General features: G+C 60.5%; 15 protein-coding genes and 2 pseudogenes. 16 read left to right on the top strand and 1 reads right to left on the bottom strand.

Annotation, left to right across the window (positions count from 1 at the left end; genetic code table 11):
* Nucleotides 1-90: 90 nt before the first annotated feature.
* Nucleotides 91-512 (top strand): annotated as a pseudogene (locus ACPUER_RS32905) (IS256 family transposase); the annotation flags it as partial.
* Between the two features lie 323 nt (nucleotides 513-835).
* On the opposite strand, the pseudogene ACPUER_RS32900 reads toward ACPUER_RS32905, so the two are convergent.
* Nucleotides 836-1,876: pseudogene (locus ACPUER_RS32900) on the bottom strand (IS110 family transposase); the annotation flags it as partial.
* Nucleotides 1,877-2,119: 243 nt separating this feature from the next.
* Here ACPUER_RS32900 and ACPUER_RS32895 point away from each other — a divergent pair.
* The 15 genes from ACPUER_RS32895 (at nucleotide 2,120) to ACPUER_RS32825 (ending at nucleotide 18,633) form a co-directional block, all read left to right on the top strand.
* On the top strand, nucleotides 2,120-4,186 hold the full coding sequence (locus ACPUER_RS32895; protein ID WP_425133131.1) for an EscV/YscV/HrcV family type III secretion system export apparatus protein: 2,067 nt from the start codon (nucleotides 2,120-2,122) through the stop codon (nucleotides 4,184-4,186).
* Nucleotides 4,187-4,205: 19 nt separating this feature from the next.
* A complete protein-coding gene (gene spaK, locus ACPUER_RS32890) occupies nucleotides 4,206-4,613 on the top strand; it encodes an SPI-1 type III secretion system chaperone SpaK (protein ID WP_425133130.1) in 408 nt (135 codons plus the stop codon).
* Nucleotides 4,610-5,899 (top strand): type III secretion system ATPase SctN, encoded by a 1,290-nt coding sequence (sctN, locus tag ACPUER_RS32885; protein ID WP_425133129.1) that lies wholly within the window; start codon nucleotides 4,610-4,612, stop codon nucleotides 5,897-5,899. Before spaK ends, sctN begins: the two co-directional genes overlap by 4 nt.
* Nucleotides 5,883-6,338, top strand: coding sequence for a hypothetical protein (locus ACPUER_RS32880; RefSeq protein ID WP_425133128.1), 456 nt, complete (start codon nucleotides 5,883-5,885; stop codon nucleotides 6,336-6,338). Before sctN ends, ACPUER_RS32880 begins: the two co-directional genes overlap by 17 nt.
* Complete coding sequence (locus ACPUER_RS32875; protein WP_425133127.1) at nucleotides 6,326-7,249, top strand: type III secretion system needle length determinant, SpaN/EivJ family; 924 nt, start codon at nucleotides 6,326-6,328, stop codon at nucleotides 7,247-7,249. The genes ACPUER_RS32880 and ACPUER_RS32875 overlap by 13 nt, the downstream gene beginning before the upstream one ends.
* Nucleotides 7,249-8,148: a YscQ/HrcQ family type III secretion apparatus protein gene (locus ACPUER_RS32870; RefSeq protein WP_425133126.1), complete on the top strand. Its 900-nt coding sequence runs from the start codon at nucleotides 7,249-7,251 to the stop codon at nucleotides 8,146-8,148. Before ACPUER_RS32875 ends, ACPUER_RS32870 begins: the two co-directional genes overlap by 1 nt.
* Entirely contained in the window at nucleotides 8,138-8,809 is a 672-nt protein-coding gene (locus ACPUER_RS32865; protein ID WP_425133125.1) for an EscR/YscR/HrcR family type III secretion system export apparatus protein, read from the top strand. The genes ACPUER_RS32870 and ACPUER_RS32865 overlap by 11 nt, the downstream gene beginning before the upstream one ends.
* Before the next feature lie 17 nt (nucleotides 8,810-8,826).
* Nucleotides 8,827-9,087: an EscS/YscS/HrcS family type III secretion system export apparatus protein gene (locus tag ACPUER_RS32860; RefSeq protein WP_425133124.1), complete on the top strand. Its 261-nt coding sequence runs from the start codon at nucleotides 8,827-8,829 to the stop codon at nucleotides 9,085-9,087.
* Nucleotides 9,088-9,093: 6 nt separating this feature from the next.
* Nucleotides 9,094-9,870, top strand: coding sequence for a type III secretion system export apparatus subunit SctT (gene sctT, locus ACPUER_RS32855; protein ID WP_425133123.1), 777 nt, complete (start codon nucleotides 9,094-9,096; stop codon nucleotides 9,868-9,870).
* Between the two features lies 1 nt (nucleotide 9,871).
* Nucleotides 9,872-10,933, top strand: coding sequence for an EscU/YscU/HrcU family type III secretion system export apparatus switch protein (locus ACPUER_RS32850; protein ID WP_425133122.1), 1,062 nt, complete (start codon nucleotides 9,872-9,874; stop codon nucleotides 10,931-10,933).
* A gap of 183 nt (nucleotides 10,934-11,116) precedes the next feature.
* A complete protein-coding gene (gene sicA / locus ACPUER_RS32845) occupies nucleotides 11,117-11,620 on the top strand; it encodes a type III secretion system translocator chaperone SicA (RefSeq protein ID WP_425133121.1) in 504 nt (167 codons plus the stop codon).
* Nucleotides 11,617-13,383, top strand: coding sequence for a type III secretion system translocon subunit SctE (gene sctE, locus ACPUER_RS32840; protein WP_425133120.1), 1,767 nt, complete (start codon nucleotides 11,617-11,619; stop codon nucleotides 13,381-13,383). The genes sicA and sctE overlap by 4 nt, the downstream gene beginning before the upstream one ends.
* 17 nt (nucleotides 13,384-13,400) lie before the next feature.
* Nucleotides 13,401-14,738, top strand: a complete 1,338-nt coding sequence (locus ACPUER_RS32835) for an IpaC/SipC family type III secretion system effector (protein ID WP_425133119.1) — start codon at nucleotides 13,401-13,403, stop codon at nucleotides 14,736-14,738.
* A gap of 127 nt (nucleotides 14,739-14,865) precedes the next feature.
* Nucleotides 14,866-16,014, top strand: coding sequence for a type III secretion system needle tip protein SctA (gene sctA, locus ACPUER_RS32830; protein WP_425133118.1), 1,149 nt, complete (start codon nucleotides 14,866-14,868; stop codon nucleotides 16,012-16,014).
* Nucleotides 16,015-16,029: 15 nt separating this feature from the next.
* Complete coding sequence (locus ACPUER_RS32825; RefSeq protein ID WP_425133117.1) at nucleotides 16,030-18,633, top strand: hypothetical protein; 2,604 nt, start codon at nucleotides 16,030-16,032, stop codon at nucleotides 18,631-18,633.
* The last annotated feature ends 96 nt before the right edge of the window (nucleotides 18,634-18,729 follow it).

Genomic DNA, 18,729 nt, shown 5'->3' with positions numbered 1-18,729 from the left:
ACCAATCGCCTGTCGCGTTCACGCAGCGTTTCTATCTGAATCAGATCGCTGCTTAACCCGTTGGCCTCCACGAATTCCGTCTGACCTCAGTTGCGCGGGTTGATCAGTCGCGGCTTGTCCACGGACCTGGAATACTTGTTCGCGATCGACTACTCCAAGGCATCGCGTTCTGCGATCGAGGAGTTCTTCGGCGAGCGCAACCACGTGCAGCGCTGCCGCACGCACAAGCTGCGCAACGTCCTCGACCACCCGGCCCTGCCACGGCGACGTTGCGCGAAGGGCTGGAGGAGACGTTCACGGTGAACGAGCCGGGCCGGACGCTCATGCGTGGCCTATCAACGACCAACCTCATCGTGAACCGGAACGGCACGGTGCGCCGTGTCGCGCGGCACGTGAAGCGTTATCGCGATGCCGACATGGCAGTGCGCTGGGCGGCAGCAGGCATCCTGAAAGCTGAGAAGCACTTCCGGAAAATCCTTGGCGTGAGGGGCCTCTGGGTGCCCGCCGCTGCCTGCGATCAAATCGGCAGCATTACACAACCGGCTAGCATGGCTGCTGCGGCCAGCATTGTGACGAGCGTAAGGGTTTTGAGAGACGGCATATTTCTGTTTCTCCAGACAATATTCAACTCAAGAGACGGATCCGACCGGGATCTTGACACAAGTGTCGATATCCAGTGCAGGTGCGCAAGCCCGTGATCGGAGTCGTCAATTGCTTCACGAGTATTTAGCTTGCTATAGGTATCGTCGAGTCAACAATCGCAAAGTGAGTTGAGAGCTGGCGGGGCAATCGCACGAATATCCTTACCAACCAAGGAGTCCGCGTCCCCTCACAGGCTGGGTCCCGTGCCTTGCGTGCGCTCGTTGAACCATCGCGCCAGCGCACTGCCGGGCTGGTATCGCAGCCAGCACCAGGCCATCTCGACGAGTTGGGTACGTACCCGTCGGTTTCCCTGCTTGCTGATGCCCTGATCGATCTGGCTCTGGCCGCTGTCGTATGGCTGCGGCACCAGGCCCACACATGCACCGAGCTGGCGACGGTTGCTGAACTGGCGCCAGAACAGTTCGAGCATGAGGCGCGACGCGCCGATATGACCAACGCCCCTGAGGCGCCTGAGGTAAGTGATCCGCTCCCGCACGGGCGTGGGCAGACGCTTCTGGAGTGTGCGCTCAAGCGCGGCGAGCTGCTGTTCGGCAAGCTCGAGGCGTGCGGTCTCGCGCTGCAGCCGTTCGCGCAACTCATCCGGCAATGGTGTGCCGTCGTGACAGCTCAGTTGCCCGGCTGCGAGTCGCCTCGCGAAGGACCGGTGGTCGACTTCGTCCCAGCAACCCAGCGTGACGAGTAGCTTGCGCATGCGCTCGCGGTGCTGCAGCACTTCCTTGTGCAACTGTCCGCGATCGCGCATCAGATGACGTAACGCTTCGTCCTGCGCGGAGGGCGCGCGCACCACGCGCATACGGTCGCGTTCGCCATGCAGCCAGGCGCGCAGATTGATGACCAGCCTGATGGCATCAAGCCTGTCTGTCTTTGCACGCCGTTTGTGGCGCTCCACCGGAATGCTCGCGGCATCGACCATATAACAGTCGATGCCACGGGAGGACAGCGCCCGCAGAATCCAGAATCCATCCTGCCCGGCTTCATAGTTGACAACCACGCGCACGTGCGAGGGCAGCGACCACTTCTGTTTGTGTAGCTCAATCAGATCCAGAACGGCCTGCAGTCGCATATCGGCCTCGGGCGCGCTGACCGAATGAACCGCTGGCTTCTCCCTTTGTCCGTCGTGAAGCGCGACCTTCCACTGGGCGGCGGACAGTTCGAGCGACACCGCCAGAATGATGTCCCCACTATAGGGTCCGGTAATGTGATTTGCGTCCATGATGCCCTCCATCGAGCAAGTCTTGGCCCGTCAATCTTACGACTCGGGCCTTGACGACTCTCACGCTACATAGGATCTACGCATTCGCTGCGCCGATGGCGGGGATTTCTCGGCTGCTAATCAGATTTGCGTCAGGATTCGATCGCGCCGCTGTTGGACACTCGTTTCGGTGCGTTTACGGAGAGGGTTGCTTTCCGAGGATGCCTGCCGATGACAGTTTGATCGAAAATTTGGGATGCCCGGGTGTTTAACTCCTTGCTCAATGGCGCGAGATCGCGTCCGGAACTGCTGATTCTGCTGCTGATGGTGATGATCATCGCGATGTTGATCATCCCGCTGCCCACCTATCTGGTGGACTTCCTGATCGGTCTCAACATCGTATTGGCAGTGTTGGTCTTTATGGGATCGTTCTATATTGACCGCATTCTCAGCTTTTCCACTTTTCCATCTGTGTTGCTGATCACCACGCTGTTCAGGCTGGCGCTGTCGATTAGCACCAGTCGTCTGATTCTGATTGAAGCGGACGCCGGCGACATCATAGCCACCTTCGGCCAGTTCGTCATCGGTGACAGCCTGGCGGTGGGTTTTGTGGTGTTTTCCATTGTCACCGTCGTGCAATTCATCGTCATCACCAAGGGTTCGGAGCGCGTGGCCGAAGTGGCGGCGCGTTTTTCGCTGGACGGCATGCCCGGCAAGCAGATGAGCATCGACGCCGACCTCAAGGCCGGCATCGTCGATGCTGAGGGCGCGAAAGAGCGCCGCAGCGTGCTGGAACGCGAGAGCCAGCTTTACGGCTCCTTCGACGGCGCAATGAAGTTCATCAAGGGCGACGCTATCGCCGGCATCATCATCATCTTCGTCAACTTCATTGGCGGCATCGCGGTAGGGATGACTCAGCACGGCATGGACCTGTCCTCCGCGCTGTCCACCTATACCATGCTGACCATCGGCGACGGCCTAGTCGCTCAGATACCCGCGCTCCTGATCGCCATCAGCGCCGGCTTCATCGTTACCCGCGTCAACGGCGACAGCGACAACATGGGCCGCAACATCATGAGCCAGTTGCTGGGCAATCCGTTCGTGCTGGCGGTGACGGCAGTGTTGGCCTTGGTGATAGGCATGCTGCCTGGTTTTCCGCTGCAGGTGTTCTTGCTGTTGGCTGCGGTGCTGGGAGGGCTGTTCTACTACAAGCACCGCAAAGCCGAGCGGGAGGCGGGCGGCGGGGTGCAGCCAAGCGGTCCGGGCATGTCGTGCGTTTCAGCGGCGGCGGGCGGTAACGATAGCTCTCTGGGATTGATCGGCAACCTGGACAAAGTGGCGGCGGAAACCGTGCCGCTGATTCTGCTGGTGCCCAAGGTACGTCGCGCCGCGTTGGAGCAGTCGCAGTTGGCCGAGCGTTTGCGCAGCCAGTTCTTCATCGATTACGGTGTGCGTTTGCCAGATATGTTGCTGCGCGACGGCGAGGCGATGGCCGACAACAAGGCAGCGCTGTTGATCAATGAGATTCGGGTCGACGAGTTCGAGCTGCATTTCGATCTGGTGCGTGTGATCAACTATTCCGACGAGGCCGCCGCGCTTGGCGTGCAGCCCGTCTTCTGCGTCCAGGGCGGCAGCCAGTGCGCCTGGGTGAGCCCGGCGGACGGCGAAAAGCTGGCGAAGCTGGGGTACCAGTTGCGTCTAGCGCTGGACGAGCTCTATCACGCCTTGGCGGCGCTGCTGGCTCGCCACGTCAATGAATATTTCGGCGTGCAGGAAGCCAAGCACATGCTGGACCAATTGGAAACCAAATACCCGGACCTGCTCAAGGAGGTGCTGCGCCATGCCACGGTGCAGCGCGTTGCGGAGGTGTTGCAGCGCCTGTTGGCAGAGCGCATCTCGGTGCGCAACATGAAATTGATCATGGAAGCGCTGGCGCTGTGGGCGCCGCGGGAGAAGGACGTGATCAATCTGGTCGAGCACGTGCGTGGCTCGCTGGCGCGTTACATCTGCCACAAGTTCGCCCACGGCGGCGAGTTGCGCGCGGTGATGCTGTCGGCGGAAGCGGAGGACATGGTTCGCAAGGGCATTCGCCAGACCTCGAGCGGCTCCTTCCTCAATCTGGAGCCTGCGGCCTCAGACGAGCTGATGGACCTGTTCGCGCTCGGATTGGACGGACTCAATATCGCACATAAAGACATGGTGCTGCTGACGTCGGTCGACGTGCGCCGCTTCATCAAGAAACTAGTCGAGACCCGCTTCCGCGAATTGGAAGTCATGTCTTTCGGCGAGATTGCCGACAGCGTGTCGATTAACGTGATTAAAACCATTTAAGCTTTAGAGGACTTAGCTCATGTACGCACTGGAGATCGCCCAACTCGCCCGCGCCGCTCTGGAGGCGAGCGGTTGTGACCCGACCTTGGTCGGCGCATTGGACAACCATTCCACCATCGCGCTGGACCTGCATGACCTGCCCAGCATCTATATCAGCGCCCAAGGCGAGGATGTGTGGTTGTGGTCGCTCATCGGCGAACATGGCGAAGCGATGATCGCCCAGCGCGGCGGCACACTGCTGCAGGCTTTGATGGACAGTTGCGACTTCGCGCGTGGCGGCCAGCTGCAATTGGCGGTTCAGCATGGCTCGTTGGCGCTCAAGGGTTTGGTTCATCCAGATTATCTTGGCGATGGCCTCCGCTTTTCCGAGGCGCTGAACGGTTTTTTCGCTAGCCTGGAACGTTTCAGCGGGTTGCTGCTGCGATGAAGCCGCCGCGTCTGTTGCGTCGTCTGGCCTATCCGCAACGCCTGTCGGGACCGATCCTGGAAGCGGCTTTGCCTGGGGTGGCCATCGGAGAGCTATGCGAAATCCGCCGCAATTGGCGGGATGGCGAGGTGATGGCGCGGGCCCAGGTGGTAGGCCTGAACCATGAGCGCGCGGTGCTCAGCTTGATAGGCAGCGCGCGAGGCCTCACCCGCGAAGCAGTGCTGCAGCCGACCGGACGCGCGCTTTCTGCATGGATAGGCGAAGAAGCGCTGGGCGCGGTGCTGGGTCCGACCGGACAGATTGTCGAGCGGCTGGCGCCCTCCATGGCGGTGGGCGGAGAGGAGCGCGCTGTGGATGCGGCGCCCCCGCCGTATTCGAACCGCGTCGGCGTGCGCGAGCCGTTGGTCACCGGCGTGCGGGCCATCGACGGGCTGCTTACCTGCGGCGTCGGCCAGCGTGTCGGCATCTTCGCCTCCGCGGGCTGTGGCAAGACCATGCTGATGCATATGTTGATCGATCAGGCGGAGGCCGACGTTTTCGTCATCGGTCTGATCGGCGAGCGGGGCCGGGAGGTGACCGAATTCGTCGAAGCGCTGCGTGGCTCGCCTAAGCGCGAACGCTGCGTGCTGGTGTTCGCCACATCTGACGTCGCCTCGGTGGACCGCTGCAACGCGGCGCTGCTGGCCACCACGGTCGCCGAGTACTTTCGCGACCAGGCCAAGCGCGTGGTGCTGTTCGTCGACTCCATGACCCGCTACGCGCGCGCTCTGCGCGACGTGGCGCTGGCGGCGGGAGAGCCGCCAGCGCGGCGCGGCTACCCGGCGTCGGTATTCGATAGCCTGCCGCGATTGCTGGAGCGCCCCGGTGCCACCAGCAGCGGCAGCATCACAGCGTTCTATACCGTATTGCTTGAAGGCGACGACGAGCCGGACCCGATGGCGGATGAAATCCGCTCCATTCTGGACGGCCACATCTATCTAAGCCACAAGCTGGCAGGCCAAGGCCACTATCCGGCAATAGACGTGCTGAAAAGTTCCAGCCGCGTTGCCGGCCAAGTGACCGAGCCCAGCCATCAGCGCCTCGCCGCTGGCGTGCGCGCGCAGATGGGGCGACTGGACGAGCTGCAAGTGTTCGTCGATCTGGGCGAGTACCGGCCGGGCGAGAACGCCGACAACGACAGGGTGATGCAGGCGCGGGAGCCGTTGCAGCGCTGGCTGCGCCAGCCGGTGGACGAAAGCTCGCCGTTCCTCGAAACGCTGAAGGGAATGCATGCGCTTTTTGCCTAAGCTACGCGCTCTGCAACGCCGCAGCGAAGCGTCGCAACGCCGTTGCGAGGCGCAGATGTCGCAACTGGCGCGAGAAGACAAAGGCTTGCGCCACGAAGAGGATGCGCTGGCCGTCCAGGCGCAGGGCTTGTGCCAGCTGATGGAAACGCTGCGCGCGGCTGGCACCGTGCTGGAGCGCGGCCAGCTGCTTGCGCTGTTGCGCAAGCAGGCGGTGTTGCGGCATCAGTTGCAGAACCTAGGGTTGCAGGCCGAGCAATTGAGCGAGCGGCGCCAAGCGCTGGCCGAGCGCAGGTTGGAACGGCAGGACGAGCGGCGCACTTGGCAGCGCAAAGAGGACAAATATCAATACTGGGCTGCGCGGCTACGCAAGCAGGTGCGCTTGGTGCGTCTGCGCGACGACGAGGCCGAACAAGAGGAAAATATACGATGGAAACCATGACCCCCATTGCCTTGCCGGGAGACGGCGCGATAGCGTCGCCGGACGATACGGACGGCCCGATGGATCGCCTGTCCCGCGAACTGGCGCGGCGGGAGCCGCAGCCGCGGAAAGAGGAGGAGCGCGATCGCGAATCTGCCGCCGAGGCGCGGCCCTGGCTACCGCCGCTTCCGCCGGCCTTGGCGGCGTTGCGCCAAAATCAATTGGGCCAGGTGGCCGCAGCGGTCAAGCCGGAGGGGCGCAGTCAGTCGTTCACAATGACGGCCTTGCCGCAGGATGGCGGCGCGGCGCCGCACTCCCGGAGCGCTTGGCCGCTGGCGGAGCTTGTCGGTGGCAAGACGGCCGCCAAACCCGGCGCGCGGGATGCGAAGCATCCTGCGGCGTTGCCGGAGGCCGCGGGGGTAGTTGCGGCGTCCATGGCCGCGGTCGACGGGGGGCAGGCGCTTCCTGCCGGGCAGATCGCCGCCGCGCCGGAGCAAGCCGCCCCCGCACCGTCGGAATCTGCCCTGCCACATTCTGCCAAGCGCAAGCCGCGCTCCGACGCGCTCCCGCCCCAGGGAGGCCCCGCCCAATCCGCTTCATCTTCCCGTATAGCGCCATCCCCATCGCCCCAGGCATGCCAAGAAGCGGCGCCCGGAATGCCGCGCCATGCTCGCAGCGAGAGCGCACCAGCTGTCGATGTGCCACAGAGCGCCCTGACCTACCGTTTTTCGCGCTGGGGAGGCGAACACGCGGTAACCGTGCATGCGCCGGCGAACGGCGTCTTGTTGCTACAGCCTTCAGATGCTTTGGTGGCGCAACGGCTAAGCGAGCAGTGGCAGTCCGGCAATCCGCAGCAATGGCAGCTGGCGCGTGATGGCGGCGATGGCGGCGAGCAGCGGCGGCCGGAGCAGCAAGAGGAGGATGAGGCCTGATGCTGGGATTGAGGCGGGTAGACGCAGTGGAGCGTGCGCTGGTCCGCAGCGCCGCCGCCTGGCGGCGGCTGGGCTGGGACGCCGAGTTGGAAATGCCGCCGCGCAACGGCGTCTGGCTACAGCTGGCCGATGCGCGCGGGTGTTGGCAAGGATGGCTGAGGCCGAGGGACTGGTTGGCTCACGCAGTGCCGCAACTGGCTGAGCTGGCGGTGTCCTCTGGCGTTGACGCGCTGGTGGCGCAATGGCTTGACGCTGTCGAACATCCGCTGGAACTGCCGATGCCGGAACTGGCTTATCAGCGGCTGCGGCTGGGCGAGCCGACTGCGGCCGATGCTCTGCCGCAGCGGCCCTTGCTGAGGGTGATGACGTCGGGCGGGCCGGTTTGGCTGGAGCGTTTGCCGGAAGCGAAGGCCGCCGCCACGCCGCCCTTGTCCGGTTTGAGCTGGTCGCTGCGTTTCGTCATCGGCGACAGCTGGGTTCGCCTAGCCTTGCTGGATCGAGTCGGGCGCGGCGATGTGCTGCTGATCCGCAAACTGGCGCAGGAAGTGCGTTGCCATGACAGGACACTGGGTTTCTATCAGATCGTTGGAGAGGATATCGCCATGGAGTGGCAGGAGCAGCAGGATATGGAGGACATGCAAGATGAAACCACGGCCGTGCAGGAAATGGGGCAATTGCCGGTGAGGCTGGAGTTCGTGCTGTACCGCGACCGCTTGACGCTTGGCGCATTGCAGGACATGTGCCGCGGACAACTTCTGCCGCTGTCGGTGGATGCGGAAAGGCAGGTAGAGGTACGAGCCAACGGCGCGCTCATCGGCCGCGGCGAATTGGTGCAGCTGGATGGCCAGCTGGGGGTGGAAGTTACCGAATGGCTGGGCGGGGCCGGCGATGTCGAATGATATCTCGCTGATCTCTCTGCTGGCATTCTCCACGCTGTTGCCGTTTTTGATCGCGTCGGGAACTTGCTTCGTCAAGTTTTCCATCGTGTTCGTGATGGTGCGCAATGCGCTGGGTCTGCAGCAGGTACCGTCGAACATGACGCTGAATGGCATCGCGCTGATGCTTTCCATGTTCGTGATGCTGCCGGTCGCCAAGGATGCGTACAGCTACTACCAGGAGGAGCAGGTCAGCTTCACCAGCGTGTCCGCGCTAAGCAACTTCGTCGATAACGGCTTGAACGGCTATCGAGACTACCTGCGTAAATATTCGGACCCGGAGCTGGTCAGCTTTTTCGAGAAGGCGCAGGCCGAACGGGCCGATCGCGAGACCGGCGTCGCGGCCGCGCCGGCCGCCGCAGATGAAAAGCCATCCATCTTCGCCTTGCTGCCTGCCTATGCGCTGAGCGAGATCCAAAGCGCGTTCAAGATCGGTTTCTACCTCTATCTGCCTTTCGTGGTGGTGGATCTGGTGATTTCCAGTGTTCTGCTGGCATTGGGGATGATGATGATGAGTCCGGTGACCATTTCAGTGCCGATCAAGCTGGTGCTATTCGTGGCGCTGGATGGCTGGACGCTGTTGTCCAAGGGGCTGGTGTTGCAATACTTGGACCTGGCGAAGTGATCCGGGGAGAGAGTTGAATGAATGATCTGGTATTTGCCGGCAACAAGGCGCTGCACCTGGTGCTGTTGCTATCCGCTTGGCCCATCATAGTCGCCACCGCTATCGGCCTGATGATCGGCCTGTTCCAGACGGTCACCCAGCTGCAGGAGCAGACGCTGCCCTTCGGCATCAAACTGTTCGGTGTCAGCCTATGTCTGTTCCTGTTGTCCGGCTGGTATGGCGAGACCCTGCTCAATTTCGGTCGCGAGGTGATGCGGCTGGCTCTGGCCAAAGGTTGACGCGCGATGGCATTCGGGCTGTTCTTCGAGATCCACGGCTGGGTTGCCGTCGCCTCGCTAGGCTTTGCTCGGATGGCGCCAGTGTTCTTCATTCTGCCGTTCCTAAACAGCAATGTCTTGAATGGCGTAGTGCGCACGTCGGTGACGATGGTGGTGGCCTTGGGGCTGTGGCCGCATCAGGTCGATTCGCTGCCGTCATTTCAGACGTTGCCGTTCCTGCTCATGATCGTGCGCGAGGTCGGCGTCGGCGTGCTGCTGGCCTGCTTGCTGGTCTGGCCGTTCTGGGTGTTCCACGCGCTGGGCAGCATCATCGACAACCAGCGCGGCGCCACGCTGAGCAGCAGCATAGACCCTGCCAACGGCGTCGACACCTCGGAACTGGCCAATCTGTTCAACCTGTTCGCCGCCGCCGTCTACCTGCAAGGCGGCGGCATGACGCTGATGCTAGACGTGATGTCGCAGAGCTACCAGTTGTGCGATCCGCTGGGCGCTTGCGCGCTGGCCTTGCCGCCGCTGCTGGGATTGATCAATCAGATCATCGCGCAGGCGCTGGTTCTGGCCAGTCCGGTGGTCGCCGCATTGCTGTTGTCTGAGGTGGTTTTGGGGTTGTTGTCGCGCTTCGCACAACAGATGAATGCTTTCTCGGTGTCGCTGACGGTGAAGAGCGCCATCGCACTGTTGATCATATTGATCTATTTCCGCCCTGTGATGCCGGATCGGGTGGCGCAGTTGGCAATCCCCGCCTCGGCGTTGCCGGCTTGGCTGCATGGCGAGGGACGCTGACATGGCGAACAAGACCGAGAAGCCCACGCGCAAACGCTTGCAAGACGCGGCCAAGAAAGGGCAATCGTTCAAGAGCCGCGATCTGATCGTGGCTTGCCTCACGTTGTGCGGCGTTGCCTACTTGGCGTCCTTCGGTTCCTTAGTGGAACTGATGGGGGCGTTCCGCCAGGCGCTGGACGATGGCTTTCGGCAGGACATGCGAGGGTACGCGCAGGCGGTGTTCTGGTTGGGTCTCAAACTGTTGTTGCCCATCTTGCTGCTGTGCGTGGCGGCGTCTGCGCTGCCCACGCTGCTGCAGACAGGATTTGTGCTGGCCAGCGAGGCGTTGAAGTTCGACCTATCCGTGCTCAATCCGGTAAACGGTTTCAAGAAGCTGTTCAGCCTGCGGACGGTGAAGGAGGCGGTGAAGGCGCTGCTTTATCTGATGGGCTTCGTCGCGGCGGTCATGGTGGTTTGGCACAAGCACAAAGTTCTACTGTTTTCCCAGGTCAATGGAAGCCCGGCGGACATGGCGATGGTGTGGCGCGAGCTGCTGCTGTCGATGGTGCTGCTGTATCTGGTCTGCATCGTGACGGTGCTGATTCTGGACGCCGTCGCCGAATACCTCCTGTTCATGAAGGACATGAAGATGGACATGCAGGAGGTCAAGCGAGAGATGAAGGAGCAGGACGGCAATCCCGAGATCAAGTCGCGCCGGCGCCAGGTACACATGGAGATTCTGTCCGAGCAGGTGAAATCGGATGTGAAGAACTCGCGCCTAATCATCGCCAATCCCACGCATATTGCTGTAGGTATCTTCTTCAAGCCGGAGCTGTCGTCGATTGTCTTGATATCAGTGCTGGAGACCAATCAGCGCGCGCTCGCGGTGCGCGCTTATGCCGAGAAGGTTGGGGTGCCCGTCGTGACCGACGTGAGGCTGGCGCGGCGTATTTTCGCCAGTCATCGGCGCTACGACTTCGTCAGCCTGGACGAACTCGACGAAGTGCTGCGGCTCTTGGTGTGGCTGGAGCAGGTCGAGAACGCGGGCGTTGTCGAAACGGCGCAGCCCGAGTCGTCCGAATAAGCCCCCTGACTGATCTTTTCTTTCGCCGAATGAGCGATTCCTGAATGTTTCAACCCCGCCAACCGGGTTCAATGGCAAAGACGGTGGTTCCCCACCGTTCCTGGCCAGCTCTGTCGGGTTGGTGATAGCGACGAGGGTTGGTGATAGTGACGAGGGTTGGTGGCAGCAACGAGGAGATATTTGATGCAAACCGAAGGCAATGTCAGCGACGAGCGTATAGCGGAGATTGTCTGGGAGGCCGTGAGTTCGGGGGCAACTCTGAAGGACGTGCATGGCATTCCGCGCGACATGATGGAAGGTCTGTATGCTCACGCTTATGATTTTTACAACAAGGGAAGGCTCGACGAGGCGGAAACCTTTTTCCGCTTCCTCTGCATCTACGACTTCTACAACCCCGACTACATTATTGGACTGGCCGCAGTTTGCCAGCTCAAGAAACAGTTCCAGAAGGCCTGCGACTTGTACGCGGTGGCCTTCGCCCTGAGTAAGGGCGACTACCGGCCGGTGTTTTTCACCGGGCAGTGCCAGCTGTTCATGCGCAAGGCGTCCAAGGCTAGGCAGTGTTTCGAGCTGGTGTGCGAGCAAAGCGCCGACGAAGCGCTGCGCGCTAAGGCCCAAGCGTATCTGGATGGTTTGGAAGAGGCGAAGGGCGAGCAATCCCGTCAGCAGGAAAAGGAGCAAACATGAGAGCTACGACTGTCGGTCAGGGCTTCGATCTTGGCGGCGCCGAACTGGCAAAAGTATTGGCGGGCAGCACGCAGGCGAGCGAAAAGTTCGTTAATGCAGCGCAGAAGTCCGCGCAGGCGCTGTTCACGATGCGCGTCAGCGAAGACGCGGGATCGGCCAAGCCGCGAAGCGACCTGATCACGCCGCAGTTGACGCAACCCACCGACAAGGCACAGGAGGAGCTGAACGGTTCCGGCAAGCTGGCCTTGCTGCTTGGGCAGTTGATCGAACTGTTGGGCGACGTGTCGCAATCGCAGTTGGAGAGTCGCTTGGCCACTTGGCGCGCGATGATGGAAGCGCAAAAAGCCATGGGCGAGCAATTGTCCCAGGAGTTGCAAACGGCGCTGCGAGAAGCTGAGCGCGCTACCGAAGGCTACCAGTCCGCGCTGGGCAATCTGAACGGCGCCAGAGACGCGCTGGACGCGGCGAAGCAGAAACTTGCCCAGACGCAAGCTAAGCTGGATGGCATGCCTACCGACGACCGTGGTTACGCCCAGGCGCTGGCGGAGCGCAATCAGGCTCAAGACGAAGTCAACCAAACTCGGCAGGCGGTCGATCAGGCCGAAGCCGAGTCCATGCAAGCGCATGAGCGGGCTGCCGCCAAGGCTCAGAGCGCAGACAAGCTGCTGAGTCAGGCCCAGGGTCTGGGAGTCAAGAATGAGACTGTTCAAAAAGGCGAGCTGGATAACCTCTCCAACACCGCTAAGCTGACCAAGATGATGGCCATGTTCATGGAGTTAGTGAGCAAGAACAGCGAAGAAAGCCTGAAGAGCGATCTGGCGACGTTCCAGGCTTTGCAGGAAAGCCGCCAGAAGGAAATGGAAAAGAAGTCCGCCGAGTACAAGGAAGAAGTACGCAAGGCGGAAGAGCTCAATCGCATCATGGGGTGCATTGGCAAGATTCTTGGTGCGCTGCTGACCGTCGTCAGTGTCGTGGCCGCGGCGTTCACCGGCGGTGCTAGCCTGGCGCTCGCCGCGGTGGGGGTTGCATTGATGGTGGCGGACGAGATCGTCAAAGCCACTACTGGGATGTCCTTCATCCAGGAGGCGTTGAAGCCGCTGATGGAGCACGTGCTCAAACCTTTGATGGAATTGATCAGCAAAGCCATCACCAAGGCCTTGGAGGCGGCGGGGGTGGACAAAAAAGCCGCTGAGTTGGTGGGTTCCATTGTCGGCGCAGTGTTGGCAGCCGTGGCCATGGTCGCAGTGATGGTGGTTGTCGCCGTGGTTGGTAAGGGGGCGGCAGCCAAGATGGGCGGCGCGCTGAGCAAGCTACTGGGCGACGCCATCAAGAAGATTGTGCCAAGTGTGCTCAAGGAAGTGGCCAAAGGCGGCAGCAAGCTGTTGAGCCAGGGCGCGCAGCGCCTGACCAACGCGCTGGGCAATGTCGGCAGCAAGATCGGTCTGCGCTCAGATGCGCTGGGGAAGGAAATGATTTCAAATACGCTCAACAAAGTGGCGATCGGCGGCCAGGCGACCCAGACGGCCACGCAGATGGGTGGCAACGTGGCGCAAGGCGTGTTCACGAAAAACGCGCTCGAGGCCATGGCTGATTTCAATCTGGCGCGCGCGGCCATGGACCAGATCGAGAAGTGGCTCAAGGAAGCGGTGGAGTCTTACGCGGACAAACAGAAACTAACCCAGGAGCTTCATACGGCCTTGTCTAACGCGCTGCAGGAAGACGCCGTTGCCGGACGTTTTGTTCTGCGCCACACCCACGCTTGATATCAGGAGTGTTCACCATGGCTACAGTAAATCATTCTTCCATTTCCGCCGGATTCATCGATTACGGCAAGCTGCAGGGCGGCGAAAGCAAGGCGCGGGTCGGCGAACCGTCGATCAATATCAAGGACGTCGGCGCCGTCATGCAGAAGGCCGGCGCGGCCGCCGTGGCGTCCGCCTCGATGATGGGCGTTCCGCAGTTGACGGAGCCCGCTGCCAGCTCGGTCCAGAAAGCGGAATCGGTTGCATACCTGACGGTGAAGGATGCCTATGACGGTTCGACGCTGGCTGTTCAGGACGAACTGGCGCAGACGCGGCAGTCTTTGCGTGAGGAAGGTTTGGGCAGCGTGGCTAGGGAGCTAAGCGAGATTGTCAACACCGCGCTGTCCCAAGCCACTGTGGTGAGCCAGTCGCAGCGGAATAAAGACGTTCAGCTCGAAAGGCAGCAAGACGATTTGGCTTTTAGCATCAAGGATCTTGAGCATCGGTCCGGCAAGAGCTTTCAAAAGATTCTGGAGCTACTGCTGTCTCTGTTCCAGTCGGCCAATCAGCTACGTCAATTCAATATCAAGCTGAATGACGAGCTGGTGCAATCGGCGGCCAGTTCGCAGCGCCGCGAGGGCGGCAGTATCTTGGCTGGCGCAATCAGCGGGGCCGCGTTTACCGCCGCAGTGACCGCCGTCGGCACCGCAATGCAGGTGAAGTCAGCAAATATTAAGGGCAACGCGCTTGCCAATAATAAGGCCAAGATGGATGGTTTGACGCCTGAGCTTCAGGGCGCCCAAGGCAGTTTGGCCCGCCAAGCCCAGGTCAAGATGGGTGCGGACCATGTTGACGCTGTGACCCAATTGCCCAAGAAGTCCCCCGGGGTATCGAATGATGGCGTGGCTCCGGCAAATCTGCCGGCTTCTCCGCGCAACAGCGGTATTGGTGTGCCGGATGGAGCGGGCAGCGACGCGGTGAAGCTGCGTCCAAGCGATAAGCAGCTATCGACCAAGAACCAGGCGGTGCTGGATAGTGTGACATCCGACCTGCCGGCGGATCATGCCGAGGAGGCTAGGCAGTTCCAGCAGAACAACCTCAAGGCTGACCGAATGCAGGCGAAAGGTCACGCGATCTCCAACAGCGCCCAATCCGTTGGCTCCATCGTTCGTGGTTCTGCAGACTATGACGCCACGCTGGAACGGGCGGATCAGCAGATCCTGCAGGCAAACAGCCGCGTAGCGAGTACGGCGGCGGATGATGCCAATGAAAATGGCCGAGAGCTGCGCAATCTTCAGCAAGAGATGTTGAGAAATATGAAGGAGGCGCAGCAAAGTGCTATGGATGCAATGGGTTCCAGCGCCGGACGCATTTAATCCGCAATTCTCCCGTCGCCCCGCGGGCCAGGCCAGCGGGGCTGGCGTAACCACTTTCGCCATCGCGCTGTGACGGCTCCTGTACCGACGCTGGTTGCTGCGTGAGCGCGCGCGTCAAGGAAATGTAATGCTTAGCATCTCAAACACCATTCGATCGCAGTTCACTCCATCAAATACCGCTGCAACTCAGCAGCAACCATTCTCCGGCGATCCCGAGATCATGGTGCCAGAAGCGGCGACGCCGCCGGGCCCGACTTTGTTCGCGCTGAGCTATGTGCGAGAGAAGGCGGATGGCTTAAGCGAGCTGTTGCAAGGCGAAAAGAAGCGGCCCGATGCCTTGTTGGACCGGCCGCGGTCGCGGACTGCGGCAACCTCCCCGGGAGACTCCGTTCAGGCTGCTCGCGCGGAGCGGGAACAAGCCAACCCGAACTATCGCGCCGAGCGCAAGTTGGCCACTCAACAGTTGGTCAACGGTCTGCATGGTTTGACGGCGACCGACACTGGGTTGACGCCGGAGCAGCGAACGCAGCTGCAGCAGAAGCTGAAGGCGGAGCATTCCAAGTATCCGCCGGGTATCCCGGCCAAGTTGAACGACAGCGTCGGCAAAACGGGTTTCGACAGCGACGCGAAGCTTTGGGAAAAGATAGCCGAATATATAGGCAACATCGGCGAAGACTACCTTGGGGTCTATGAAAACGTCGTTGCCCAGTACACTGAATTCTACAAGGCCTTCAGCGACATTCTGTCCAAAATGGGTGGCTGGATCACTCCGGGTAAAGATGGCAACTCGGTCAAGCTGAATGTCACCGCGCTCAAGAACGAACTGCAAAAATTGCGTGACAAGTTCTCACTGCCAAGCACGGCCGGAGTGTTGTTTCCAGCCAAGAACAGCGATGGCAGCCTGCGAGGCGCTAACAAGGAAAAAGCCGAAGAGTGGGCTGATGCACTGGGTTTGCCGCGTTCTTGCGTCAAGGAGTTCCCCGCCGGCAGCGGGAAATACGCTGTCGTTGCGGATATGACGCCGATCGAGACTATGATGCGCGACTTGGGTGGCTTGGGCAGCGCCGGCAACGACGGCAATGTAGGGCTGGATAACGCTAAATTTCAGGCTTGGCAGTCCGGTTTCAAGGCTCAGGAAGAAAACCTGAAAACTACGCTGCAGACGCTGACCCAGAAGTACAGCAATTCCAACTCGCTATACGACAATCTGGTCAAGGTGCTCAGTAGCACTATTAGCTCTTGCACGGAAACATGCAAGTCCTTTTTGCAAGGTTGATAGGGCATTCGAATCATGGTTGTAGCAAATTCAGTATTGCAGCGTAGCTATTCGTTCAGCGCGCCGTCCGCGCAGAGCGCCCGCCCAGTTCACGGGCTGGGCCGGGAGCTACTCAGAGCTCAATCTATGCCGCATTTGTGTCTCACGGCGGTATCTCCGCTGCCTGCAAGTCCCGCCCCCGCAGCGACCCAGTCGCACGCGGTTTCCGCCGCAAACTCGGGGCCTAAAGGCGGTGTGATATCCCCGGAACAATTCAAGAATGTATTCCAGACTGAGGCAATGCAGGCGTTGTTCGCGGCATCGCCGGACAAGCAGGGCGAGTTGTCGAAGCTTTTCGATAATTCGCGCAATGGCTATGCGCAACGGGAAGTAGCTCGGTTCGCCGAGGTGTATAGCCAATTGCTTAAGCTGTACCCCGAGGCGAAAGACAACTTGGATGGTCTGGCGCAGCAATACAACAACAAGATCCTCAAGGATGGCCTGAAAGATAAATCCGGTTTCGGCGCGTACAGCCCAGAGAAGGCGAAGCTGTATGAACAACGACGAACACTGGAGAAAGAGCTGGCTGCTGCTGCCAAGGAGATGACTGGGAGCAATTTTCTGGAGATGGGTGAGCACTTCATGGCGAAAGAGGTGCTACCCTACATCCAAGCCTACGTTACAGAGAAATTGCAATGCAATCTGTCGCAGGATCAGGTCAAAGACTTGGTGGATCGGGCTGCAAAGCAGGCCTTTGACGCGCTGCGCCAAGCCAGATCAGATCTGGCCGGAGAGGCAGGCTTTGGCGTCGGCAAGCTGGCGCGCGATCTAGACACGGTGGCCGTGCTGCCACTATTGCTACGCAATGTCCTGATGGATAGCGTACCCAAGGAACAAAGGCAAGATCCTCCGCCCGCCAACGAATCCATCCTAAACGGCCCGGGGCAGACTGATCCGGTTTCGCCGCCGGTCATTCATTGCCACTACAACTCTCATTATGACAGTCATAATGTCACTCATGACAGTCATAATGTCACTCATGACAGTCATAATGTCACTCATGACAGTCATAATGTCACTTATGGAAGTCATAACAACAGTTACGACTACAGCACGCATCGCTCGACAAGCATAAGCGACGGAGGGGCCCAGTCAAGGCACTCCGCTCTGTCGGGGCAGATCAAGGAAGTTGTGACGGTGAAGCGGTCCGCTTCGGACGCGGTGCGATCCATGCCTCGCGACGATAGTCAAGGTGCGGGAGCGGGGCACACGGTTGAACGCCATGAACAGTTCGCAGACGCGATGTCCCAACGGGTTTTTTCTGGCTCGGGAGTTCAGTTCAAGGCTGGGTCAACAACAGCGCGATCGAACTTCACCATCCCAACAAGTAAGCAGTCCAGCCTGGACATTTCGCGCCTGAGCTTTGTTGATCGATCGCTGAGAAATCGCCCGACGCCGGAGTATTTGCACAGCCAGCCGTTTCAGTCCCAGGTGACAAAAGGGGACGGCAATGGCCGGCTTCCGGCGGAACGTATCCTGCTGAACTTAGTGCACGACGCCGTGGATCCAAACAACGGCCAGTTGGTATACCCAAAGGGCACCTCAAAAGATCAGCAACTGCAGATGCGCATGACAATCGATATATTGCGCAATGCGGTCGTGCCTAATGAGACCTTCGGCAAGCGGCGACAAGAAGATGTGCTGCGGGCGTTCGCTCATGGTGAGCAGAACAAGCATGTGGAACAGGTTTGTCAGCTGTTGAAGCAGCTGCCGCAGGACGGCCGCCTGCGTCGGGAGCTGGTCCAAGATATCCACCTAATGGCCCGGACGACCAACCTGCTGGCCCAGGGTGGTAACCCGCTGACTGTGCAATTTCTATCCGCCTTGGGCGTGAGCCGGGCTGGTAGCAACGGCGCCGCCGGCACGATCTCGCCCTCTGCTGCCACGCTGCAGCAGTCGTTGCATGGCGCCGGCGGCGCCCCAGCTTTGCGAACCGACTCGGTTGCAGTGGCGAACGGCGCGGCTGAGCGCGGTGAAGCGGAGTTGCAGCAAGCGATCGATAGTTTGAAGCAAACGCTGGATACGACGACGGATGGTACGCTTGCCAGTGGTGATGCGAAGCTATTGGAGGCAGTGCGTGGTGTGGCAGGCAGCCTGTCGCAATTAGTCGATGCTGCCAATGCTAGTACCTCGACCGGAGAGCCAGCGTCGCTTGGCCAGTCGAGGAAGCGTCAGGAGCTTTACACGGTAGTCGACGCCGCCGTCGATGACTGCGGTTCCAACCCAGATGCCCACGATGCGAGCCTCACTCGCGTATCTGCGCAACGAGCTTCCGAGAATACTGTCGTAGGCCGCAGTGACCTGGTGCAGCCCCGCCTGCTATCAAGGAACAGGAGCGCTGACCAGACGCCAGATTATACGGTCACTGGAGCCTTGCCGGCGCCTGCCGTTGCATCGGTGACGCCTCAATCTAGCGCGTTTGATTTCGCCAATGTCAAATTGGAGGCTCCGCGCACAACGCCAGGCCATTTGTATACCGTATCGACTGCGGCTTCTCGGGGGCGCCAGTTTAACGGGCACCTCGAAAAACCGTTCGGACGCTGGCATGATGCCACTGAGGCCGCAGGGATGAGGATGTGAAGATGTGACCCTGCCACGATTTCACGTACAGCAAGAAGTCTGATAACTTTTTGACTGTATGGAGAACAGGATGGCAGAGAAAGTGGTGCCGAGAAG

Origin of the sequence: Burkholderia sp. DN3021 (genome assembly GCF_049805555.1) — a bacterium.
GTDB lineage: Bacteria > Pseudomonadota > Gammaproteobacteria > Burkholderiales > Burkholderiaceae > Burkholderia > Burkholderia pyrrocinia_C.
The sequence above is the reverse complement of the archived record's forward strand: the minus strand, read 5'-3'. Positions and strand labels throughout refer to the sequence as shown.